Origin of the sequence: Microcoleus sp. OTE_8_concoct_300 (genome assembly GCF_031383065.1) — a bacterium.
In the GTDB taxonomy this organism is placed as follows: Bacteria; Cyanobacteriota; Cyanobacteriia; order Cyanobacteriales; family Microcoleaceae; genus Microcoleus.
Genome location: NZ_JANMZH010000445.1, coordinates 1 through 18,115 on the forward strand (window position 1 = coordinate 1; position 18,115 = coordinate 18,115).

Here is an 18,115-nt window from a genome sequence, read left to right on the forward strand (position 1 = left end):
GCATCTTGCCCGTTGCTGACACCCACCCCACAATCAAATTCCACTCAAGTGGAACGGGCATCTTGCCCGTTGCTGACACCCACCCCACAATCAAATTCCACTCAAGTGGAACGGGCATCTTGCCCGTTGCTGAGAATGCTGCAAGATATGAGTTAAAACCAATCGCAGCGGATGTAGCAACCCCTCAAGCACAATTGATTCGAGTCTCGGGGCCGACAACAGTAGCCATCAGACAAGTCAACCAATTGGCAGATTCGATCGACTCCAACGGATTCATGCCTATGTCAGGCAGGTACAATCCCAACACTTATTATCAAGAACGCCCTTACGTTTCAGGCCAGTACGATCGCGACTACAAAGACTTCAACCTCGGAGGCAAACAAGCAACAGCCTTTAATTCAGTTGTAGCATTTACCAAAGCTCGCAAAATTCCTCTGATTTTCGTCAATTTGCCCCTCACCGACGACTACTTAGACGGAACTCGCCTGTGGGCAGAACAGCAGTTCCGGCAGCGAATGCAGCAACTCTCGCAACAAAAAGGCTTCGCTTTCCGCGACTTGTCGCAGCGGTGGCCCGGCCGCAACGACTATTTTTTTGACCCCAGCCACCTCAACCGCTTTGGGGCGATGGCAGTTTCTCGCCTACTCGCAACAGATTCCAGCATTGTCTGGCCACGGCCCAAATCCAGGCGCACCGAGGGGTAATACCATTTTAGATTTTAGATTTTAGATTTTAGATTCTAGAATTGGGAATTAAAGATGAGATAATGGAGGCGAGCTTTCCCAAAATTGGATTACTTTTTGCAACTGCTATAAACCAGAGGGAGAGTCTCGGAGGGGAGATTTTCTCTGGCATCGGAATAATAATTTTCCGAGTGCAGTGCGATCGTCGTGCTGGCGGCAATTCAGCCTAAAATCTAATAATCTCAAATCTCAAACCTCAAATCTAAAATCTAAAATCGATAGATCGTCGTGCTCGCGGCAATTCAGTCTAAAATCTAACAATCTCAAATCTCAAACCTCAAATCTAAAATCTAAAATCGATAGATCGTCGTGCTCGCGGCAATTCAGTCTAAAATCTAAAATCTAAAATCTAAAATCTAAAATCGATAGATCGTCCCGTTCGTGGCACTTCAGTCTAAAATCTAATCATCTAAAAATCTCAAATCTAAAATCTAAAATCTAAAATCGATAGATCGTCCCGCTCGTGGCGCTTCTGTCTAAAATCTAACAATCTAAAATCTAAAATCTAAAATCTAAAATCGATAGATCGTCCCGTTCGTGGCGATTCAGTCTAAAATCTAATAATCTAACAATCAAAAATCCCAAATCTAAAATCTAAAATCGATAGGTTGTGCAACTAAAACAAGTAATTATTGCCCACAAAGCCAGAGATACCCTCAGCCAGCGGTGGGCAGAACAGTGTGCCCGCCAATTAGAAAGTCGCGGGTGTCACGTTTTAATGGGCCCGAGTGGCCCGAAAGATAACCCGTATCCGGTGTTTTTAGCTTCTAGTAACAGCCCCATTGATTTAGCCGTGGTGCTGGGCGGGGACGGTACGGCCCTAGCTGCGGCGCGGAATTTGGCTGCTGACGACATCCCGATTTTGGCAGCGAATGTGGGGGGACATCTGGGTTTCTTAACCGAGTCTTTTGAGGATTTCCAAAATACTGAGGAGATTTGGGACAGACTTTCGGAAGACAGGTATGCCGTGCAGAAGCGGATGATGTTGCAGGCGGCGATTTTTGATGGAAACAGAAGCAATCTCGAACCCCAAAGCGATCGATTTTTGGCACTCAATGAAATGTGTGTCAAACCTGCTTCAGCCGATCGAATGCCGAGCTGTATTCTAGAAATGGAAGTTGACGGCGAAGTAGTTGATCAATATCAAGGCGACGGTTTAATTGTGGCAACTCCCACCGGTTCGACTTGCTACACCGCATCTGCCAACGGGCCGATTATGCACTCGGGAATGGACGCGATCGCCGTTACTCCGATTTGCCCTTTGAGTTTATCCAGTCGGGCGATCGTACTCCCGCCCGGTTCAGTCGTCAGCATTTGGCCTTTAGCAGATTACGAACTCAGTACAAAACTCTGGACAGACGGCATTTTGGGTACTGCAATTTGGCCAGGACAGCGCGTAGACGTGCGGAGGGCAGACTGCGAAGCCAAGTTTATTATTTTGCGGCAAAACTATTCTTATTACGCCACCTTGAGGGAAAAACTTCACTGGGCAGGAGCCAGAATTAGGTACAGCAACAATCACCGCAATTAATCCGAATCATCCACCGTGAAACTGCATTAACCCCTGGGACAGGTAAGCGTGAAAAAACCTGTTAAATCACCAACAATCTAGATACAAAAACTGCCATCAGCCAACCCCATAATCTCTGTACTTTGTTAAGATCGCTCAATATCTTGACAAACAGCCTGATCAATGCATACTTTCAAAAAATCAACCCGACCTTTCAACCCTCAAGATACATATCCCTGTCCCGTGTGCCGCACTGGTCAAATTTCCACCCTAGCGCTGATGGACGCCCTAGCTTGCAACTTCTGCCAGCACATTTTTACCGCAAGCGTTGAAAGACAATCGCTCGAAATGGCCGATCGCCAACCGCCTGTAACTTGGCACTGGAACGGCAAAAAGTGGATAGGAGCGCACCTCGAAGGCGTAGAATTCGGATGGCCCTACTTGGCAGTGGCTCTTGGTCTAATTTTCCTGCCCACTACCTTGCTGGGACTTTCAGCTTACTATTTTCCCCCGGTTCCCGGTAGCCGGTTGTCGTGGCTGCCCGCCGCTTGGACAGGCTTAGCTTTTTTGTCCCATTTAGGCATTGTGCTGTGGTTGGTAGGTGAATTTTATCAATTCCCGCTGCTCACTTACTTCAGAGCTTGGGGGCGCAGGATTCGCCGGCGCTAGCTTAAATGCTCTCAAACAGCCGATCGCCCGAATTGGCCGCGCACCCGCATCGATCCAGGTAAAATTAGAGGCGATCGCAAAACTCAATTCCCAATCAGCACTTAAGCAGGTATAATCGTTAGCTATTCTAAATAGTCAAAAGCAAACCCATTGCGATTTGTGAGGAGAGCGATGAACATACTTGGAATCTCGGCGTACTATCACGACAGCGCCGCAGCCTTAATTCGCGACGGAGAAATTATAGCAGCAGCGCAGGAAGAAAGATTTTCCCGCAAAAAGCATGACGCCAGATTCCCTAAGAATGCGATTGCTTATTGCCTGAAAGAAGCAAACATAGATTTGCGAGAACTCGATCAAATAGTCTTTTACGACAAACCTTTAGTCAAATTCGAGCGCCTTCTAGAAACCTATTTAGCCTACGCACCCCAAGGTTTTCGCTCTTTCCTAGCAGCCATGCCGATATGGCTCAAAGAAAAGCTTTACCTCAAAACCATGCTCAAAAGAGATCTCGCAGAAATAGCAAACTGCAAAACGAATAAACTGCCATCTCTGCTATTTACCGAACACCACCAATCCCACGCAGCATCGGCATTTTTCCCCAGCCCGTTTCAAAAAGCAGCCGTTTTGTGCCTCGACGGCGTGGGCGAGTGGGCAACAACCTCGGTTTGGTTGGGAGACGGGAACCAACTTACACCTCAGTGGGAAATCGATTTTCCCCACTCCTTGGGTTTGCTTTATTCAGCTTTTACCTACTACACTGGCTTCAAAGTCAACTCTGGCGAATACAAACTCATGGGTTTAGCTCCCTACGGCGAACCCAAGTATGTAGACAAGATTCTCAACCATTTAATCGACCTCAAAGATGACGGAACTTTCCGTTTGAACATGGATTATTTCAACTATACTGTTGGCTTAACCATGACCAACAAGAAGTTTGACCAACTGTTTGAAGGGCCGCCACGCCAAGCCGAAGGAAAATTGACTCAACGGGAAATGGACATTGCCGCTTCCATTCAAGTTGTTACCGAAGAAGTGGTTTTGCGGCTTTGCAGAACAGTTAAAAAAGAATTGGATGTCGATTATCTTTGTCTTGCCGGTGGCGTTGCTCTCAACTGCGTTGCTAACGGCAGACTCTTGCGGGAAGGTATTTTCAAAGATATTTGGATTCAGCCGGCGGCGGGAGATGCTGGCGGTGCTTTGGGCGCGGCTTTGGCGATTTGGTATCAGTATTGCGAACAAACTCGCACTGTGAGCGCGAACTCGACAGCAAATAGTAGAGAATCCCTCAAGAGTGAACTTATCACTACAAACGCAGCGGTTGAGGAGAGGACTGAAGTCCTCACAGCAAACCAAGCGGTGGCAACTGTGGCGAAGTCGGTTGCTCATTTAACTTGTCACGACCAAATGCGGGGCTCTTATTTGGGACCGCAGTTTACTGACGCAGAAATTCTCGAATATTTGGATGCTGTCCAAGCCAGCTATCACCGATTGGACGATGCCGAATTAATGCCAAAGTTGGCGGAAATTTTGGAACAGGGAAATGTGGTGGGATGGTTCCAAGGGCGGATGGAATTTGGACCGCGGGCTCTGGGCGGTCGATCGATCGTGGGCGATCCCCGCAGTGCTAAAATGCAGTCGGTGATGAACCTGAAAATTAAATATCGGGAATCATTTCGACCTTTTGCGCCGTCAATATTAGCCGAACGAGTTGCGGATTATTTCGAGATTGACCATTCCAGCCCTTATATGCTATTAGTAGCACCTGTCAAAGCCAGTCTCCGCATTCCCATGACTGCGGAACAAGAGCAGTTGTTTGGCATTGAAAAGCTCAACATTCCCCGGTCCGAGATTCCGGCTGTCACCCACGTCGATTACTCGGCTCGCATCCAAACTGTTCACAAAGAAACCAATCCTCGGTACTATGACTTAATCAGCCATTTTGAAGCGCGATCGGGCTGTTCGATTCTCGTAAATACTTCTTTCAACGTGCGAGGCGAACCCATTGTTTGCACCCCCGAGGATGCTTACCGCTGTTTCATGCGAACTGAAATGGACTATCTAGTATTGGAAAATTACTTGCTTCCCAAGTCCGAACAAATTCCTTGGAAACAAGATGATGCTTGGAAAAACGAATTTGAACTAGATTAGTCATGAGTCATTAGTTATTAGTTATTAGTTATTTGTTGGTATGAATAAATAATAACTAATTTCCTATTCCCCATTCCCCATTCCCCATTTCTAATGAGCGACGAAATTAAAAAACTCGATAAAAAAGGCTTGCGCGATTTCGGGCTGCTAATTGGGAGCTTGATTGCAGTGATCTTCGGTTTAGCAGTACCTTTACTGCGGCGGCATTCTCTACCTTGGCAGCCCTGGGCAGTCGGCTCCGTGCTAATCGTGCTAGGATTGGTTGCACCGAAATTGCTGAATCCCGTTTATCACGCGTGGATGCGCTTTGGACTCATCCTCCACAAAATCCAAACGCCGATTGTCCTAGGGATAGTTTTTTACCTGATAGTTTGGCCGATGGGAGTGCTCAAAAACATTTTCGGCGAAGATGCAATGCGCCGAAAACTCAATCCTAAAATGGATACTTACCGCGTCCCAAGTAAAGCAAGAACAAAAGTTAGTATGGAGCGTCCTTTTTAAGTGTTTGAAGCAACTTTAGATTTTCTCAAAGATTTATGGGCGTTTATGAAAGAACGCAAAAAGTATTGGCTGCTGCCGTTAATTGTGACTTTAGTCTTGTTGGGAGCTTTGATTGTATTGAGTCAGGGTTCTGTGATTGCTCCGTTTATTTACACCCTGTTTTGAAAGAATGAGCAAGTTAAAAAATTTGGGTGTCAATTTAGGTTTGACACTCGGCGGTTTATTTATGGGGGTGGTAATTGGTGAAATTGGATTGGGGGTGGCGAAGATTGAAGGCTATCCAAAAATAGGAGATTTCGTAGACTCGGCGCCAACTCGTTTCCACACTTCCGATCCGAATTTGGGCTGGAAGCTGAAACCGGGTGCGTCGGGGGAGTGGAATGGGGAAGGTGCGAGTTTTGTGCAAGTTAATAGCGAGGGTTTGCGCGATCGTGAACATACAAAAACCAAACCTCCAAATACTTTGCGCGTCGCGGTTTTGGGCGATTCTTTTACCGAAGCAATTCACGTACCTGTCGAACAAACTTTCTGGTCGAAATTGGAACGAAAGTTAGGCAACTGCGAGGCCATTAAGGGACGCAAAAATGTTGAAGTCATCAATTTCGGCGTGCAGGGTTACGGTACTGCTCAAGAATTGATAATGCTGCGACAAAAAGTGTGGGATTACAGTCCTGATATTGTAATTCTTGCTTTTTTTATTGGCAATGATGTGATAAATAATTCTCCGAAACTGGAATACGAGCGCTACCGACCATTTTTTGCTTATGATGCTAGCGGCAAGTTAGTACCCGATATGTCTTTTCGCAATCTGGCGCCGATCGACCGCAACGAAAGAGCAGTTTCCTTCGTAGACCGAATGCCCAGTTGGATCGTCAACAATTCGCGCATTTTGCAGGTCATTAAAAAAGTAGACTTAGATAGAAAAAAGCGCGAGTTATCGGAGGATTTTACCAATTTAAGTACCCAAAACCTCCAGGAACCTCAGGATGCAGCTTGGCAAGAGGCTTGGAGGGTGACAGAAGGTTTGATTGTGACGATGCGGAATGAAGTCGTGCAGAAAAATGCTGATTTCTTGGTTGTGACGATCAGCGATCCGATACAAGTTAGACCGGAAGCCCAGAAGCGAAAAGATTTTATGACAAAAAACAACATTCAGGATTTGTTTTATCCCGAGAGGCGGCTGGAAAAATTGGGCGCGCGCGAGGGTTTTCGGGTACTGAATTTATCCGAACAGTTCCAAGGTTACACTGAAAAATATCAAGTCTGCGCCCACGGTTTTGAGAATTATGTACCCTGTGCGGGTCACTGGAATGAACTCGGACACCGGCTGGCCAGTATCCTGATTAACCGAAATTTGTGCCAAAATTTGCAGCAGTCTCAAGTCCCCAAAAAACAACCGTAATCAGTCAAATTTCATGAAAGATTCAACGGCGCTCGAAAAAGGCAAAAATATATTAATTCTAATCGCCGTTAATTTGGCGATCGCCTTTATTTGTCTGGAAGCTTTATCCCTAGCTTTTTATTTTATAAAACAAAAGCAGTTTTTTTATACCAGAACTAAAGGTAAAGAACAAGTAGTAGAAGATATTGAACGGCTGGGAATTAGAGTAGATGAATCAATCGTAGAAAGACTACACCCGTTTTTTGGCTACGTGATGAAACCCGGTGCTTTTACCAATAAAAAATTAAATTTAAAAGTCAACAAACACGGCTTTTTTTCCCTCTACGACTATCCCTTTGTCAAAACCAATAAAAAACAATTGATTATCGGAGTTTTTGGCGGTTCCGTTGCCAACAATTTTGCAGTAGAGGAATATAAGAATAAAATCTTGTCTAAAAAATTGCAGATTTATCCAGAATTTGCCGATCGCGAAATTGTGGTGTTAAATTTTGGCAATGGCGGCTACAAACAGCCGCAACAATTATTAATTTTAAATTACTTTCTGGCTTTGGGTCAAGAGTTAGATTTAGTCATCAATATTGACGGTTTTAACGAAGTAGCACTGTCAAATTTAAATAACAAAGCAGAAGTAGAAATAGGAATGCCCAGCGTTCAGCACATACTGCCTCTGACGGGTTTAGCCAACAACAACTTGCCGCCGGAAGCGATGAGTTCGATCGTGGAAATTAACGAAACCAAAAAACACTTGAAAGCAGGTATTGACAAATTGCAAACTTGTCAGCTTGCTTTGTGTCACGCTGTTACCTCGCTACAGGTGCAACAATTAGTCAAAAATTACCAGCAAGCAGTTGTCAAGTACGATTCACAAGTCAAACAATCCCACTTAGACACGGCAAATAGCAGTATAGTGTACATTCCCAAAGCTGACTCTGTTTTCGAGGATGCCGCAGCTTTTGACAAAATGGCCTCGATGTGGTACAAATCGTCGATCGGGATGAATCAAATTTTATCAAGTAGAAAGATTAAGTATTTTCACTTTATTCAGCCCAACCAGTATTATCCTACTAAGCGAGCGTTTACCGCCAAGGAAAAGGAAATCGCGATTGACAAGAAGAGTCCTTACATTGAAGGGGTGAAAAAAGGTTATCCGGTGCTTTTGTCCAAAGTCGATGATTTGCAAAAAGCTCGGGTTAATGTTTTTAACGCAGTGAATATTTTAGACAATACCAAAGAGACGGTTTACAAAGATGCCTGCTGCCACTATAATTCAGTGGGAGAAGAAGTATTGGCAAATTATGTTTCCAGTTCTATTATTAAAGTAGTCAGGGAGTCGAAATAGAGGTTTATGAAAGATTTTAAATTCCTCAAAAAAGGACAAGAATTTATAAAAATTGCTTTGATTAACTTAGCGCTTTTACTGGTTTTCCTGGAACTCGGTTCCTTGGGATGGTATTTTGTCAAGCACAAGCAATTTTTCTATACTAGAGAAAAGGTGCAAAATAAGTCGGATTTAGGAATTAATTTAGAAGGAGTGCGGCTGAATCAGTCTATTGTTGAAAGATTTCATCCTTTTTTTGGGTTTATTCAAAAACCTAGCCCCGATTTTCGACCTGGTTTTAAAGTCAATAATTATGGGTTTATTTCTCCTTACGATTACCCTCTAAAAAAAACTAAAAATAATCAGTTTTTTATCGGAGTTTTTGGGGGTTCTGTGGCTTCCGATTATGCAATATTTCAAGTTCAGAATCAAATTTTACCTAAATACCTCAAACAGTTGCCGGGTTTAAAAGATAAAGAATTTGTAATTTTGTCTTTTGCAACGGGAGGCTACAAACAGCCGCAGCAATTATTAATTTTAAACTACTTTTTGGCTTTAGGTCAAGAATTAGATATGGTCGTCAATATAGATGGTTTTAATGAAGTAGCACTTTCTAATTTAAACAATAAAAATCAAGTCGATTTGGCGATGCCAAGCATTCAGCATATTTGGCCGCTGGCTAACTTCGCGAATAATAGCCTTTCTACTAAGGCTATGGAAGCAACTCTCAGAATTCAAGAAAATAAAACTAGGATTAATCAGGGTTTGTCAAGTTTGCAAAACTGCTCTTTAGCTGCGTGCAATGCTTTGACTTCTGTTTACGTTCAACAGCTAGTAAATAACTATAAAACCGATGTTTTTAAGTTTGAAGAAGAACGGATTAAACAAGAAAAAGATGGCAGTGCGAGCGTTATTTATATCAATACTAATAAGTCGATTTTACCTGATTCAGTAGCTTTTAACAAAATGGCAGGGAATTGGGCAAAAAGTTCTATTTTTATGCACAAAGTTCTGTCAGCTAGTAATGTGCCTTATTTTCATATTCTTCAGCCTAATCAATATTATCAGACGAAAAGGGTGTTTGGTGAAGCAGAAAAGCAGATTGCTTTTAACAAAGAGACTCCTTATGCTAAATCTGTACAAATTGGATATCCTGCTCTTTTCAAAAAGTTTCCGAATTTGGAAAAAAATAATATTAATATATTGAATGCTGTAAATGTATTTGACAAGACTAAAGAGGCTGTTTATGTAGATAGCTGCTGCCACTACAATCAAGCTGGAGAGGTGGTTTTTAGTAATTATGTGGGCAGTTCTATTCTGGAATCTTTGCGGAAGGATGAAAGAAAAAACAAGAAGTAGGGGCGGATTCCACCAACCATCAACGACTCAAACAAAAAATCTTAAAAACCCGCCCCCACCTACGGTAAATCGAAATGTACATTCCAATTTACCGTGGGGCGGGTGCGGGTTTATCGCTCTTGTGAATTCTTGACGAGATTGTTGGTGAAACCCGCCCCTACTGGGCTGATGAGAACAATTGACTGTGGCGAATGGTTTTTAGGTTTTAGGTTCGGTTTGAGGTCGATCGCCCCCTGAGTCGATCGGCATTACCAATATCTTATCAACTCGGTTGCCGTCCATATCGACTACTTCCACGCGCAAACCGTTCCACTCAAAATGCTCGGCTGCTGTGGGAATTTTGCCCAAATGTGTAATCACAAAACCGCCCATTGTGTGGTAACTGCCTTTGTTTTCTGCTGATACTTCTTCGAGGCCAAACAGCTCAAAAAAATCTTCGACTGGTAGCATTCCGTCTAACAGCCAAGAACCGTCTTCGCGCTGCACGGCTTCCGGCTCGTCAGCATCTTCAATAGAGGGAAAGTCGCCAACAAGTTCGACTAAAATGTCGTTGACTGTAACCAATCCTTGAATCACGCCGTATTCGTCTACCACCAAGGCAATTTGATTGCTAGATTGCTTGAAAAGCTCTAATACTTTTAACCCCCGCGTGCTTTCCGGTACAAATAAAGGCCGCCGTAAAGAAGCGCTTAAATCGAGGGGTTGACCAGTTAAAGTCCTCGACAGCATATCTGTAACGTGTACTAAACCGAGCACGTTGTCGAGGCCTCCTTGACACACGGGAAACCGAGAATGACCGCTGCCGAGCATTTTTTGGCGGTTTTCTTCTACTGAGTCGTCGAGGTCGAGCCAGGTAAGATCGGGACGCGGGGTCATTAAGGCGCTGACTCGCCGATCGCCCAAACGAAAGACTCTTTCTACCATGTCTTGTTCGGCTTCTTCAAAGGTTCCGGCTTCGGTTCCTTGCTCGATTAAAACTTTAATTTCCTCTTCTGTAACTTGCGGTTCTGTCGAGGGGGCTATCCTCATCAGCCGCATCACTAAGTCAGTGGAATAACTTAACAGATAAACCGCAGGAGCGCCAATTTTTGAGAGCATTCGCATGGGAATTGCTACGCTAGAAGCGATCGGCTCCGGGTTGTTGAGCGCTAGCCGCTTCGGCACGAGTTCGCCGATAATTAAGGTCAGATAAGTGATAGTTAAAACTGCTACTACTGAGGCGATAGTCTTAGAGTAGGGCGCGAGGCCAGGAATCACATTCAACAAAGGCTCTACTCTTCTAGAAATCGTCGTTTCTCCGAAAGCGCCCGACAGAATGGCCAGCATCGTAATCCCGATTTGAACTGTCGGTAAGAACTGATTGGGGGCATTAGCCAGATCCAAGGCTATGCGGGCATTGGTTGAACCTTGGTTAGCCATCTGTTGCAGTCTCACCTTCCGTACAGAGATGATGGCCATCTCTGACATCACAAACAAGCCATTGAGGAAAATTAGCAGGAGAACAATCAGAATATCGGTACTTGGGGACATTTCTAAAATTTTCGGTAGTAACGGCGAAGCGCTCTGCCCGGTTAGTCGATTTTAGATTTTAGATTTTAGATTTTAGATTGACTCTGCAGCCAGTATCTGGGGGATTTCCCTAATGTCTAAAATTCTTCGATCTTCACAACTTGAGTCGGGGGCTTGTATCCGTCTTTGGGTGCAGTCACAGGAGAGGTCTGGAATCTGCGAATCTCGATCGCAAAATCGAAATTTTTTCTAAACCTGGCCCTATATTAACGGAACTGGCTCGATCGCGATCGCAGGATCGAGATATTAGAGCAAAAATCTATCGCCAGTTAAGTTCCAAGGCGTCCATAGCCGATCGGCACAATCATGGATGTTTGTCGTACAATCTCCTTAACAGGCAAAGGGAAAGAGCCTTCGCCGATCGGGGATTAAAATTAAAAGCGCATGACCTTCTCTTCAATAATTCGTACCCTGGGGCGATCGCCCCTAGCAACAGAACTCCTCAACAAGCTCAAGCGCCATCGCTACTTGCAACTCAACGGCTTAGCCCGCTTGCCCAAAGGTTTGGTAGCTTCCGCCCTCGCACAGCAAGAAGGGCGCAGTTTACTGGTAGTGACGGCAACTCTAGAAGAAGCCGGCCGCTGGGTGGCCGGGCTGGAGGCTATGGGCTGGCAGACTGTGCATTTTTACCCGACTTCGGAGGCTTCGCCCTACGAGCTCTCTTACTCGGATGAAAGCGAAATGACTTGGGGGCAAATGCAGGTGCTGGCGGATTTGGTCGAGAAACGAGAAACAAACGCTAATTCTAAGCCGATCGCGATTGTATCTACCGAAAGAGCTCTCCAGTCTCACTTGCCGCCGCCTGCTGCTTTTGAACCCTACTGTCTGACGCTGAAGCGAGGTATGGTTCAAGACTCGAAGATTTTAGACCGCCAACTTGCTTCCATGGGCTACGATCGGGTGGCTCTGGTGGAAATGGAGGGCCAGTGGAGCCGTCGGGGTGATCTTGTCGATGTATTTCCGGTGGCGGCTGAGTTGCCAGTGCGGCTCGAGTGGTTTGGGGATGATTTGGAGCAAATTCGGGAGTTTGACCCGTCTTCGCAGCGATCGCTTGATAAGGTCGAGCGGTTGGTGTTAACTCCTACTAATTTTAACGCAATTATTAAAGCAGTTTTAGCGGAAAAAAAGGTTGACGAAATCAACCACATAGGCTCGGTTGACACAGAAAATGAAACCGAAAAATTTGTCCGCCGGCTGTTGGGTTTAGCGTTTGAAAAACCCGCATCTTTGTTAGATTATTTGCCAGAAAATACTTTAGTTGTTGTTGACGAACCGCAAGGGTGCGAAGCTCACAGCGACCGCTGGTTTGAGAATGCAGAGCAACAGTGGAAAAATTGCGATCGGGAATCTGTTGTTGCGGATGCGGTCACAGAAAAGTTGCAAATTTCTAATTTGAAAGTTCCGAAAATTCACCGCACTTTTGCTGAATCTATGGCAGATGTCGCAGGTTTCGACAGACTAGAACTTTCAGAATTAGCAGAAGATTCTACTACTAAAAAATTTCAAAGCTTTGCCGAGGGCGACCAGCTACCGTCTGCGATTAATTTGGCTTCTCGGCCGGTGCCGGTGATGCCTCACCAATTTGCTAAGTTGTCTCAAATGCTCAGAGAAGAGCGCGATCGGGGTTTTACTATTTTCCTGGTTTCGGCTCAACCCAGCCGTTCTGTTTCTTTGCTCTCGGAACACGACTGTCCGGCTCAGTTTGTGGTGAATCCGCGCGATTATTTGGCGATCGATAAGTTGCAATTGCAGCACGTTCCGGTTGCTTTGAAGTACAGCGGGCTGGCAGAATTGGAAGGGTTTATTCTGCCGACTTTTCGGATTGTTTTAATTACAGATCGGGAATTTTACGGTCAACATTCTTTGGCTACTTTTAGCTACGTCCGCAAGCGCCGCCGCGCTGCTTCTAAGCAAGTAGATCCGAATAAATTAAGCCCTGGTGATTATGTGGTTCACCGCCAGCACGGAGTGGGAAAATTTATCAAGTTAGAACGTTTGACTATCGACCGGGAAACTCGCGAGTATTTATTGATTCAATATGCTGACGGTACCCTGAGAGTTGCGGCCGATCAATTGGGGGCTTTGTCGAGGTTTCGGACGGTAGCCGATAAAGTGCCGGAACTCAATAAGCTGACAGGTCAAACTTGGGAAAAAACTAAAACCAAGGTTCGCAAAGCTGTTAAGAAATTAGCGGTAGATTTGTTAAATCTTTATGCGAAAAGAGCGCAACAAACAGGTTACGCTTTTCCTCCTGATATGCCTTGGCAACAAGAATTAGAGGATTCTTTTCCTTACCAGCCAACCCCGGATCAGTTGAAGGCAACTCAGGATGTGAAACGCGATATGGAGGGCGATCGACCGATGGATCGCTTGGTCTGCGGCGATGTCGGTTTTGGCAAGACAGAAGTTGCTCTGAGAGCTATTTTTAAGGCGGTTACGGCGGGCAAGCAGGTGGCTTTGCTGGCGCCGACGACGATTTTGACCCAACAGCACTATCACACGCTCTCGGAGCGTTTTTCCCCTTATCCGATCGAAGTTGGTTTGCTCAATCGCTTTCGCACTGAAACCGAGCGCCGGGAGATTCACAAGCGTTTGGCGACTGGGGAATTAGATGTGATTGTCGGTACTCAAGCTGTTTTGAGCAAAGCGATTAAATTTCGGGATTTGGGCTTGTTGGTGGTGGATGAAGAACAGCGGTTTGGAGTTAAGCAAAAGGAAGCGATTAAAGCTCTCAAAACAGAGGTAGATGTTCTGACTCTGACAGCAACGCCGATTCCCCGGACTTTGTATATGTCCCTGTCGGGGATTCGCGAGATGAGTTTGATTGCGACTCCGCCTCCTTCCAGGCGCCCGATTCAGACGCATTTGGCTCCCTATAACCCGGAAGTGGTACGATCGGCAATTCGTCAAGAATTGGACAGGGGCGGTCAGGTTTTTTACGTGGTGCCGCGGATTGAGGGGATTGATGAGTTGGCCGCTCAGTTGCAGGAGATGGTACCGTCTGCCAGAATTGCGATCGCCCACGGTCAAATGGAGGCTTCGGAATTAGAATCGATTATGCTGACCTTTAGTGCGGCGGATTTCGATATTTTGGTGTGCACGACGATTATTGAGTCGGGTTTGGATATTCCGCGTGTCAATACCATTTTAATTGAAGACGCGCAGCGGTTTGGTTTGGGTCAGCTTTACCAGTTGCGGGGACGGGTGGGACGCGCGGGGATTCAAGCTCATGCTTGGCTGTTTTATCCGAAGCAGAACAAGCTGTCTGATGCTGCAAGGCAGAGGTTGCGGGCAATTCAAGAGTTCGCGCAGTTGGGTTCAGGCTATCAGTTGGCTGTCCGAGATATGGAAATTCGCGGTTCAGGTGATGTTTTGGGTACTGAACAGTCGGGTCAAATGGAGGCGATCGGTTTTGATTTGTATGCTGAAATGTTAGAGGAGGCTATTCGGGAAATTAAGGGTCAGGAAATTCCGAAAGTGGAGGACGCGCAAATCGACCTCACTTTGACGGCGTTTATTCCTGCTGATTACATCGCAGATTTGGATCAAAAGATGAGCGCTTATCGGTCTGTGGCGAATGCTAATACCTCAGAAGAGTTACAGCAGATTCAGGCTGATTGGTGCGATCGTTATGGGCCAATTCCTCTTCCAGCCCAGCAACTTATCCGTGTTGTCGAACTCAAACAAATCGCTAAAAAAATCGGTTTTTCTCGGATTAAACCGGAGAATAAGCAGCACATAGTTTTGGAGACATCTATGGAAGAACCTGCTTGGAATTTGCTCAAGGCTAATTTGCCCGACCATTTGCGCTCTCGTTTTGTCTACAGCAAGGGGAAGGTTACTATTCGAGGTATGGCGGTTTTGACGGCCCAAAAGCAATTGGATAATTTGATTGATTGGCTGGGTAAAATGCAGGGCGCTTTGCCGTCGGCTAATGTTGGATTTTAATATAGCAATCCTAAATCCTTTGTGAATTTCTTACTCCCTCCCCGAACTCGCGGGGAGGGTTGGGGTGGGGTAAAAAATTTACGACTCATTGCGTGGGCCCGATTGTAGTAAGCAGAAACCGAGGTATCTTCCTCCCAAAATATAGACCAACAAGCATCACCCCATCACCAAAGCTAAAGCTCCAATTCTGCCAGACTAGCTGTCCCATACTTCTCAAATAGGCTACTAGGCGACAAAAATTGTCTCACCGTCCATCAAACTGGTAAAGTCATAGGTTGTGCTACCAGCTATGAGTTTTTCAAACTCGGAAGTGTACATAATAACGCCACTATAAGTAAAGCTCACCGTTGCCCCCGATATTCCAACGGTATAACTTCCTGAGGTTAATTCGAGTGTGTCTTCATTTTCTCCACCATTAAAATTACCCGTACCAAAACCATTGAGATAGTCTTCATCATTTCCTAAAAACACGCTGCCCACGCCATAAAAGCCTCCATTGGCTAGGATGAAGTCGGCGCCATTACCAGTATTAATGGTACCGTGGTTTTCGATGCCCTTACTGCTAGTGATAGAGTCGTTACCATCACCAGTATTAATGGTGCCGTCGGTAGCGATAAACAAGCCCTCGGCAATGATAGAGTCGTTACCATTACCAGTATCAATGGTACCTTTGTTGTCAATGCCACTTATGTAGCCACCATTATCGGAAAAGCCACCACTGCCAGTTATTATGTCGTCACCATCACCGGTATCAATGGTACCCTTGTTCTGAATGCCACCACTGGGAGTGAATATTTCGTTACCATTAGGAGAATAGGTGAAAAAAAATTCACTTATGCCAGTTATTATGTCGTCACAATCACCGGTATCAATGGTACCGTTGTTCAGAATGCCACCACTGGCAGTTATTATGTCCTCACCATCACCAGTATCGATGGTGGAAAAGTTGGAGAGACCAGCGCCGCCAGACCTAGGATATCGACCACTGCCACTAGCTATAGCAATGATTGTGTCTTTTCCATTGCCGGTATTTAGAGATCCTGTGTTGTAGATGCCGTCATAATCTCCGCTGCCCTCGATCGTGTCATTACCATCACCAGTATTGAAAGTGATGGATTGATTGTAGAGGCCGCCATAACCACTGATTCTGTCGTTGCCGTTTCCAGTATCGAGGATGCTACCCTCACTGATGCCGATTCCCCCCAACAAGCCAGCGCCAGCGATTACGTCGTCACCATCACCGGTATTGATCGTGCCGCTATTGGAAATGCCGCTTCCCTTCCCCGTATCATAGCCACCAATTGTGTCGTTACCCTCGCCCGTATCGAACGTGCCGAAGTTGTAAATGCCGTCTCCCCCGCCGCCACCAATTATGTCGTTACCCTCGCCCGTACTGAACGTGCCGATGTTGACAATGCCCGTTCCCCCCCACCCATTGTAGGTATTAAGCCCCCCCCTGGCACTAATTATGTCGTCACCATCACCGGTATTGAACGTGCCGAAGTTGTGAATGCCGTAATCGCCTCCGGAGGCAGTAATTATGTCGTTACCCTCGCCCGTATTCAACGTGCTGGAGTTGACAATTCCGTGCTTTCCGTCTATCGCGTTGGCAGTAATTAAGTCGTTACCCTCGCCCGTATTCAACGTGCCGGAGTTGACAATGCCACTGTCGTTATAATTGAAGCTCTCGCCAGTAATTATGTCGTCACCCTCGGCCGTATTCAACGTGCCGGAGTTGACAATGCCGGGGTTGCCGAACCCATAGCCAGTAATTATGTCGTCACCCTCGGCCGTATTCAACGTGCCGGAGTTGATAATGCCGACTTCGACCCCACTGCCAGTAATTATGTCGTCACCCTCGGCCGTATTCAACGTGCCGGAGTTGAAAATGCCGTATGGAATCCCAGTGGGGGCCTTGTTATAGTCGTATAGGCCAGTGATTGTGTCGTTGCCAGCAAGAGTATTAGCGATACCAGTATTGACTATTATGTCCTTCACGCCAGACTCAGGGACAATATCAGCTTCGTTAGTAAACGTTATAGTTGAAATGTCGATTGTCATAGGAAGGCCTCGGTATTACAATTAAAATGAAAAAATCTTATCTGTTATACAGATATCAGATTTTACGAGATTTTATTCTGTATTGTTTGATTTCTTAACATACCCCAAACTATGTTGATTAGAAAACTTGCTGAGAGAGGTTTTTTCGCCTCAATAAATAATTGACGACTATTATTATGACAGTGGAGCGTTTCAACAGTGTCATAAAAAATGACATATTCAGCTAAAAATAAGAGTTTTGAATCGGAAGTAATGGCTGATGAGGCTGCGATTTAACGGGATTTGAACAAAGGTCGGGCCGGGAGAGAGCATCCCTCCTGCTATGTGTGTGGCAACGGGGTAAACATCCCTCGTTCCCTGTCGGGACCGTCATTCCAAATGAAGTGAGCTTTGCCGAAATACCCAGCACTCATCTTTCCTCGCAAACAACCATTTTATGAGAGCTTGGTGCTGTTCTTGGGTAAGGGTGGATTGACTATAGCTATCTATTATCCGTAGCGAGGATTGGGACTTGAGGGAGGCGCCGAGGGCGGTGAGGAGATTTGAGATTTTTCAGAGAAGGACCTTTTAGCCACTACAGCTTCGTTAAGTGGCTCTGCTGAATTAGGGTATGGTAAAGTTATAGTGCGATCACCAAAAAATAACACTTCAAGGCGTTGTTGATTCATACCGTGAATCAACAACGCCTTGAAGTTACAAAACTCACTCTCCCTAGGCTTATAGCAATTGGGAAATCTTGAATTGATACCCTGACGGGGCGACAGGTCGCCTGAAGAGCAGACAGGGAGGGCACTCTAGACAAATAGCATGAAAAAAGATAGGGTAAGAAAGCTTCTTACCCAAAAACAATTAAATGATACCAAAATTATATCATGCCCATTTGTCAA

11 protein-coding genes and 1 pseudogene are annotated in these 18,115 nt (G+C 45.5%); 10 read left to right on the top strand and 2 right to left on the bottom strand.

Translation table 11 applies throughout. The annotated features are described in order from the left end of the window. The 9 genes and pseudogenes from ACUVJL_RS20235 to ACUVJL_RS20275 form a co-directional block, all read left to right on the top strand. A pseudogene (locus tag ACUVJL_RS20235) lies at nt 1–704 on the top strand (hypothetical protein); the annotation flags it as partial. A gap of 649 nt (nt 705–1,353) precedes the next feature. Beyond that, nucleotides 1,354–2,274: an NAD(+) kinase gene (locus ACUVJL_RS20240; protein ID WP_445247473.1), complete on the top strand. Its 921-nt coding sequence runs from the start codon at nt 1,354–1,356 to the stop codon at nt 2,272–2,274. A gap of 162 nt (nt 2,275–2,436) precedes the next feature. Further along, nucleotides 2,437–2,922, top strand: a complete 486-nt coding sequence (locus ACUVJL_RS20245; RefSeq protein WP_445247474.1) for a hypothetical protein — start codon at nt 2,437–2,439, stop codon at nt 2,920–2,922. Between the two features lie 171 nt (nt 2,923–3,093). Then, complete coding sequence (locus ACUVJL_RS20250) at nt 3,094–5,070, top strand: carbamoyltransferase family protein (RefSeq protein ID WP_445247475.1); 1,977 nt, start codon at nt 3,094–3,096, stop codon at nt 5,068–5,070. A gap of 93 nt (nt 5,071–5,163) precedes the next feature. Then, complete coding sequence (locus ACUVJL_RS20255; RefSeq protein WP_445247476.1) at nt 5,164–5,571, top strand: SxtJ family membrane protein; 408 nt, start codon at nt 5,164–5,166, stop codon at nt 5,569–5,571. Next, complete coding sequence (locus ACUVJL_RS20260) at nt 5,572–5,736, top strand: DUF5989 family protein (protein ID WP_445247477.1); 165 nt, start codon at nt 5,572–5,574, stop codon at nt 5,734–5,736. It abuts the gene before it with no gap. Nucleotides 5,737–5,740: 4 nt separating this feature from the next. Then, a complete protein-coding gene (locus ACUVJL_RS20265; RefSeq protein WP_445247478.1) occupies nt 5,741–6,973 on the top strand; it encodes an SGNH/GDSL hydrolase family protein in 1,233 nt (410 codons plus the stop codon). A 13-nt stretch (nt 6,974–6,986) separates the two neighbouring features. Beyond that, a complete protein-coding gene (locus tag ACUVJL_RS20270) occupies nt 6,987–8,312 on the top strand; it encodes a hypothetical protein (RefSeq protein ID WP_445247479.1) in 1,326 nt (441 codons plus the stop codon). Between the two features lie 6 nt (nt 8,313–8,318). Further along, nucleotides 8,319–9,650, top strand: a complete 1,332-nt coding sequence (locus ACUVJL_RS20275) for a hypothetical protein (RefSeq protein ID WP_445247480.1) — start codon at nt 8,319–8,321, stop codon at nt 9,648–9,650. Between the two features lie 198 nt (nt 9,651–9,848). Here ACUVJL_RS20275 and ACUVJL_RS20280 read toward each other — a convergent pair whose 3' ends face one another. Beyond that, the gene (locus tag ACUVJL_RS20280) at nt 9,849–11,180 is read right to left on the bottom strand and encodes a hemolysin family protein (RefSeq protein ID WP_445247481.1); all 1,332 of its coding nucleotides are present in this window, start codon (nt 11,178–11,180) and stop codon (nt 9,849–9,851) included. Between the two features lie 423 nt (nt 11,181–11,603). On the opposite strand from ACUVJL_RS20280, the gene mfd reads away from it, so the two are divergent. Next, nucleotides 11,604–15,167 (top strand): transcription-repair coupling factor, encoded by a 3,564-nt coding sequence (gene mfd, locus ACUVJL_RS20285; RefSeq protein WP_445247482.1) that lies wholly within the window; start codon nt 11,604–11,606, stop codon nt 15,165–15,167. Nucleotides 15,168–15,392: 225 nt separating this feature from the next. Here the strand turns inward: mfd and ACUVJL_RS20290 are convergent, their stop codons facing one another. Further along, nucleotides 15,393–17,228, bottom strand: a complete 1,836-nt coding sequence (locus ACUVJL_RS20290) for a beta strand repeat-containing protein (protein WP_445247483.1) — start codon at nt 17,226–17,228, stop codon at nt 15,393–15,395. Between the last annotated feature and the right edge of the window lie 887 nt (nt 17,229–18,115).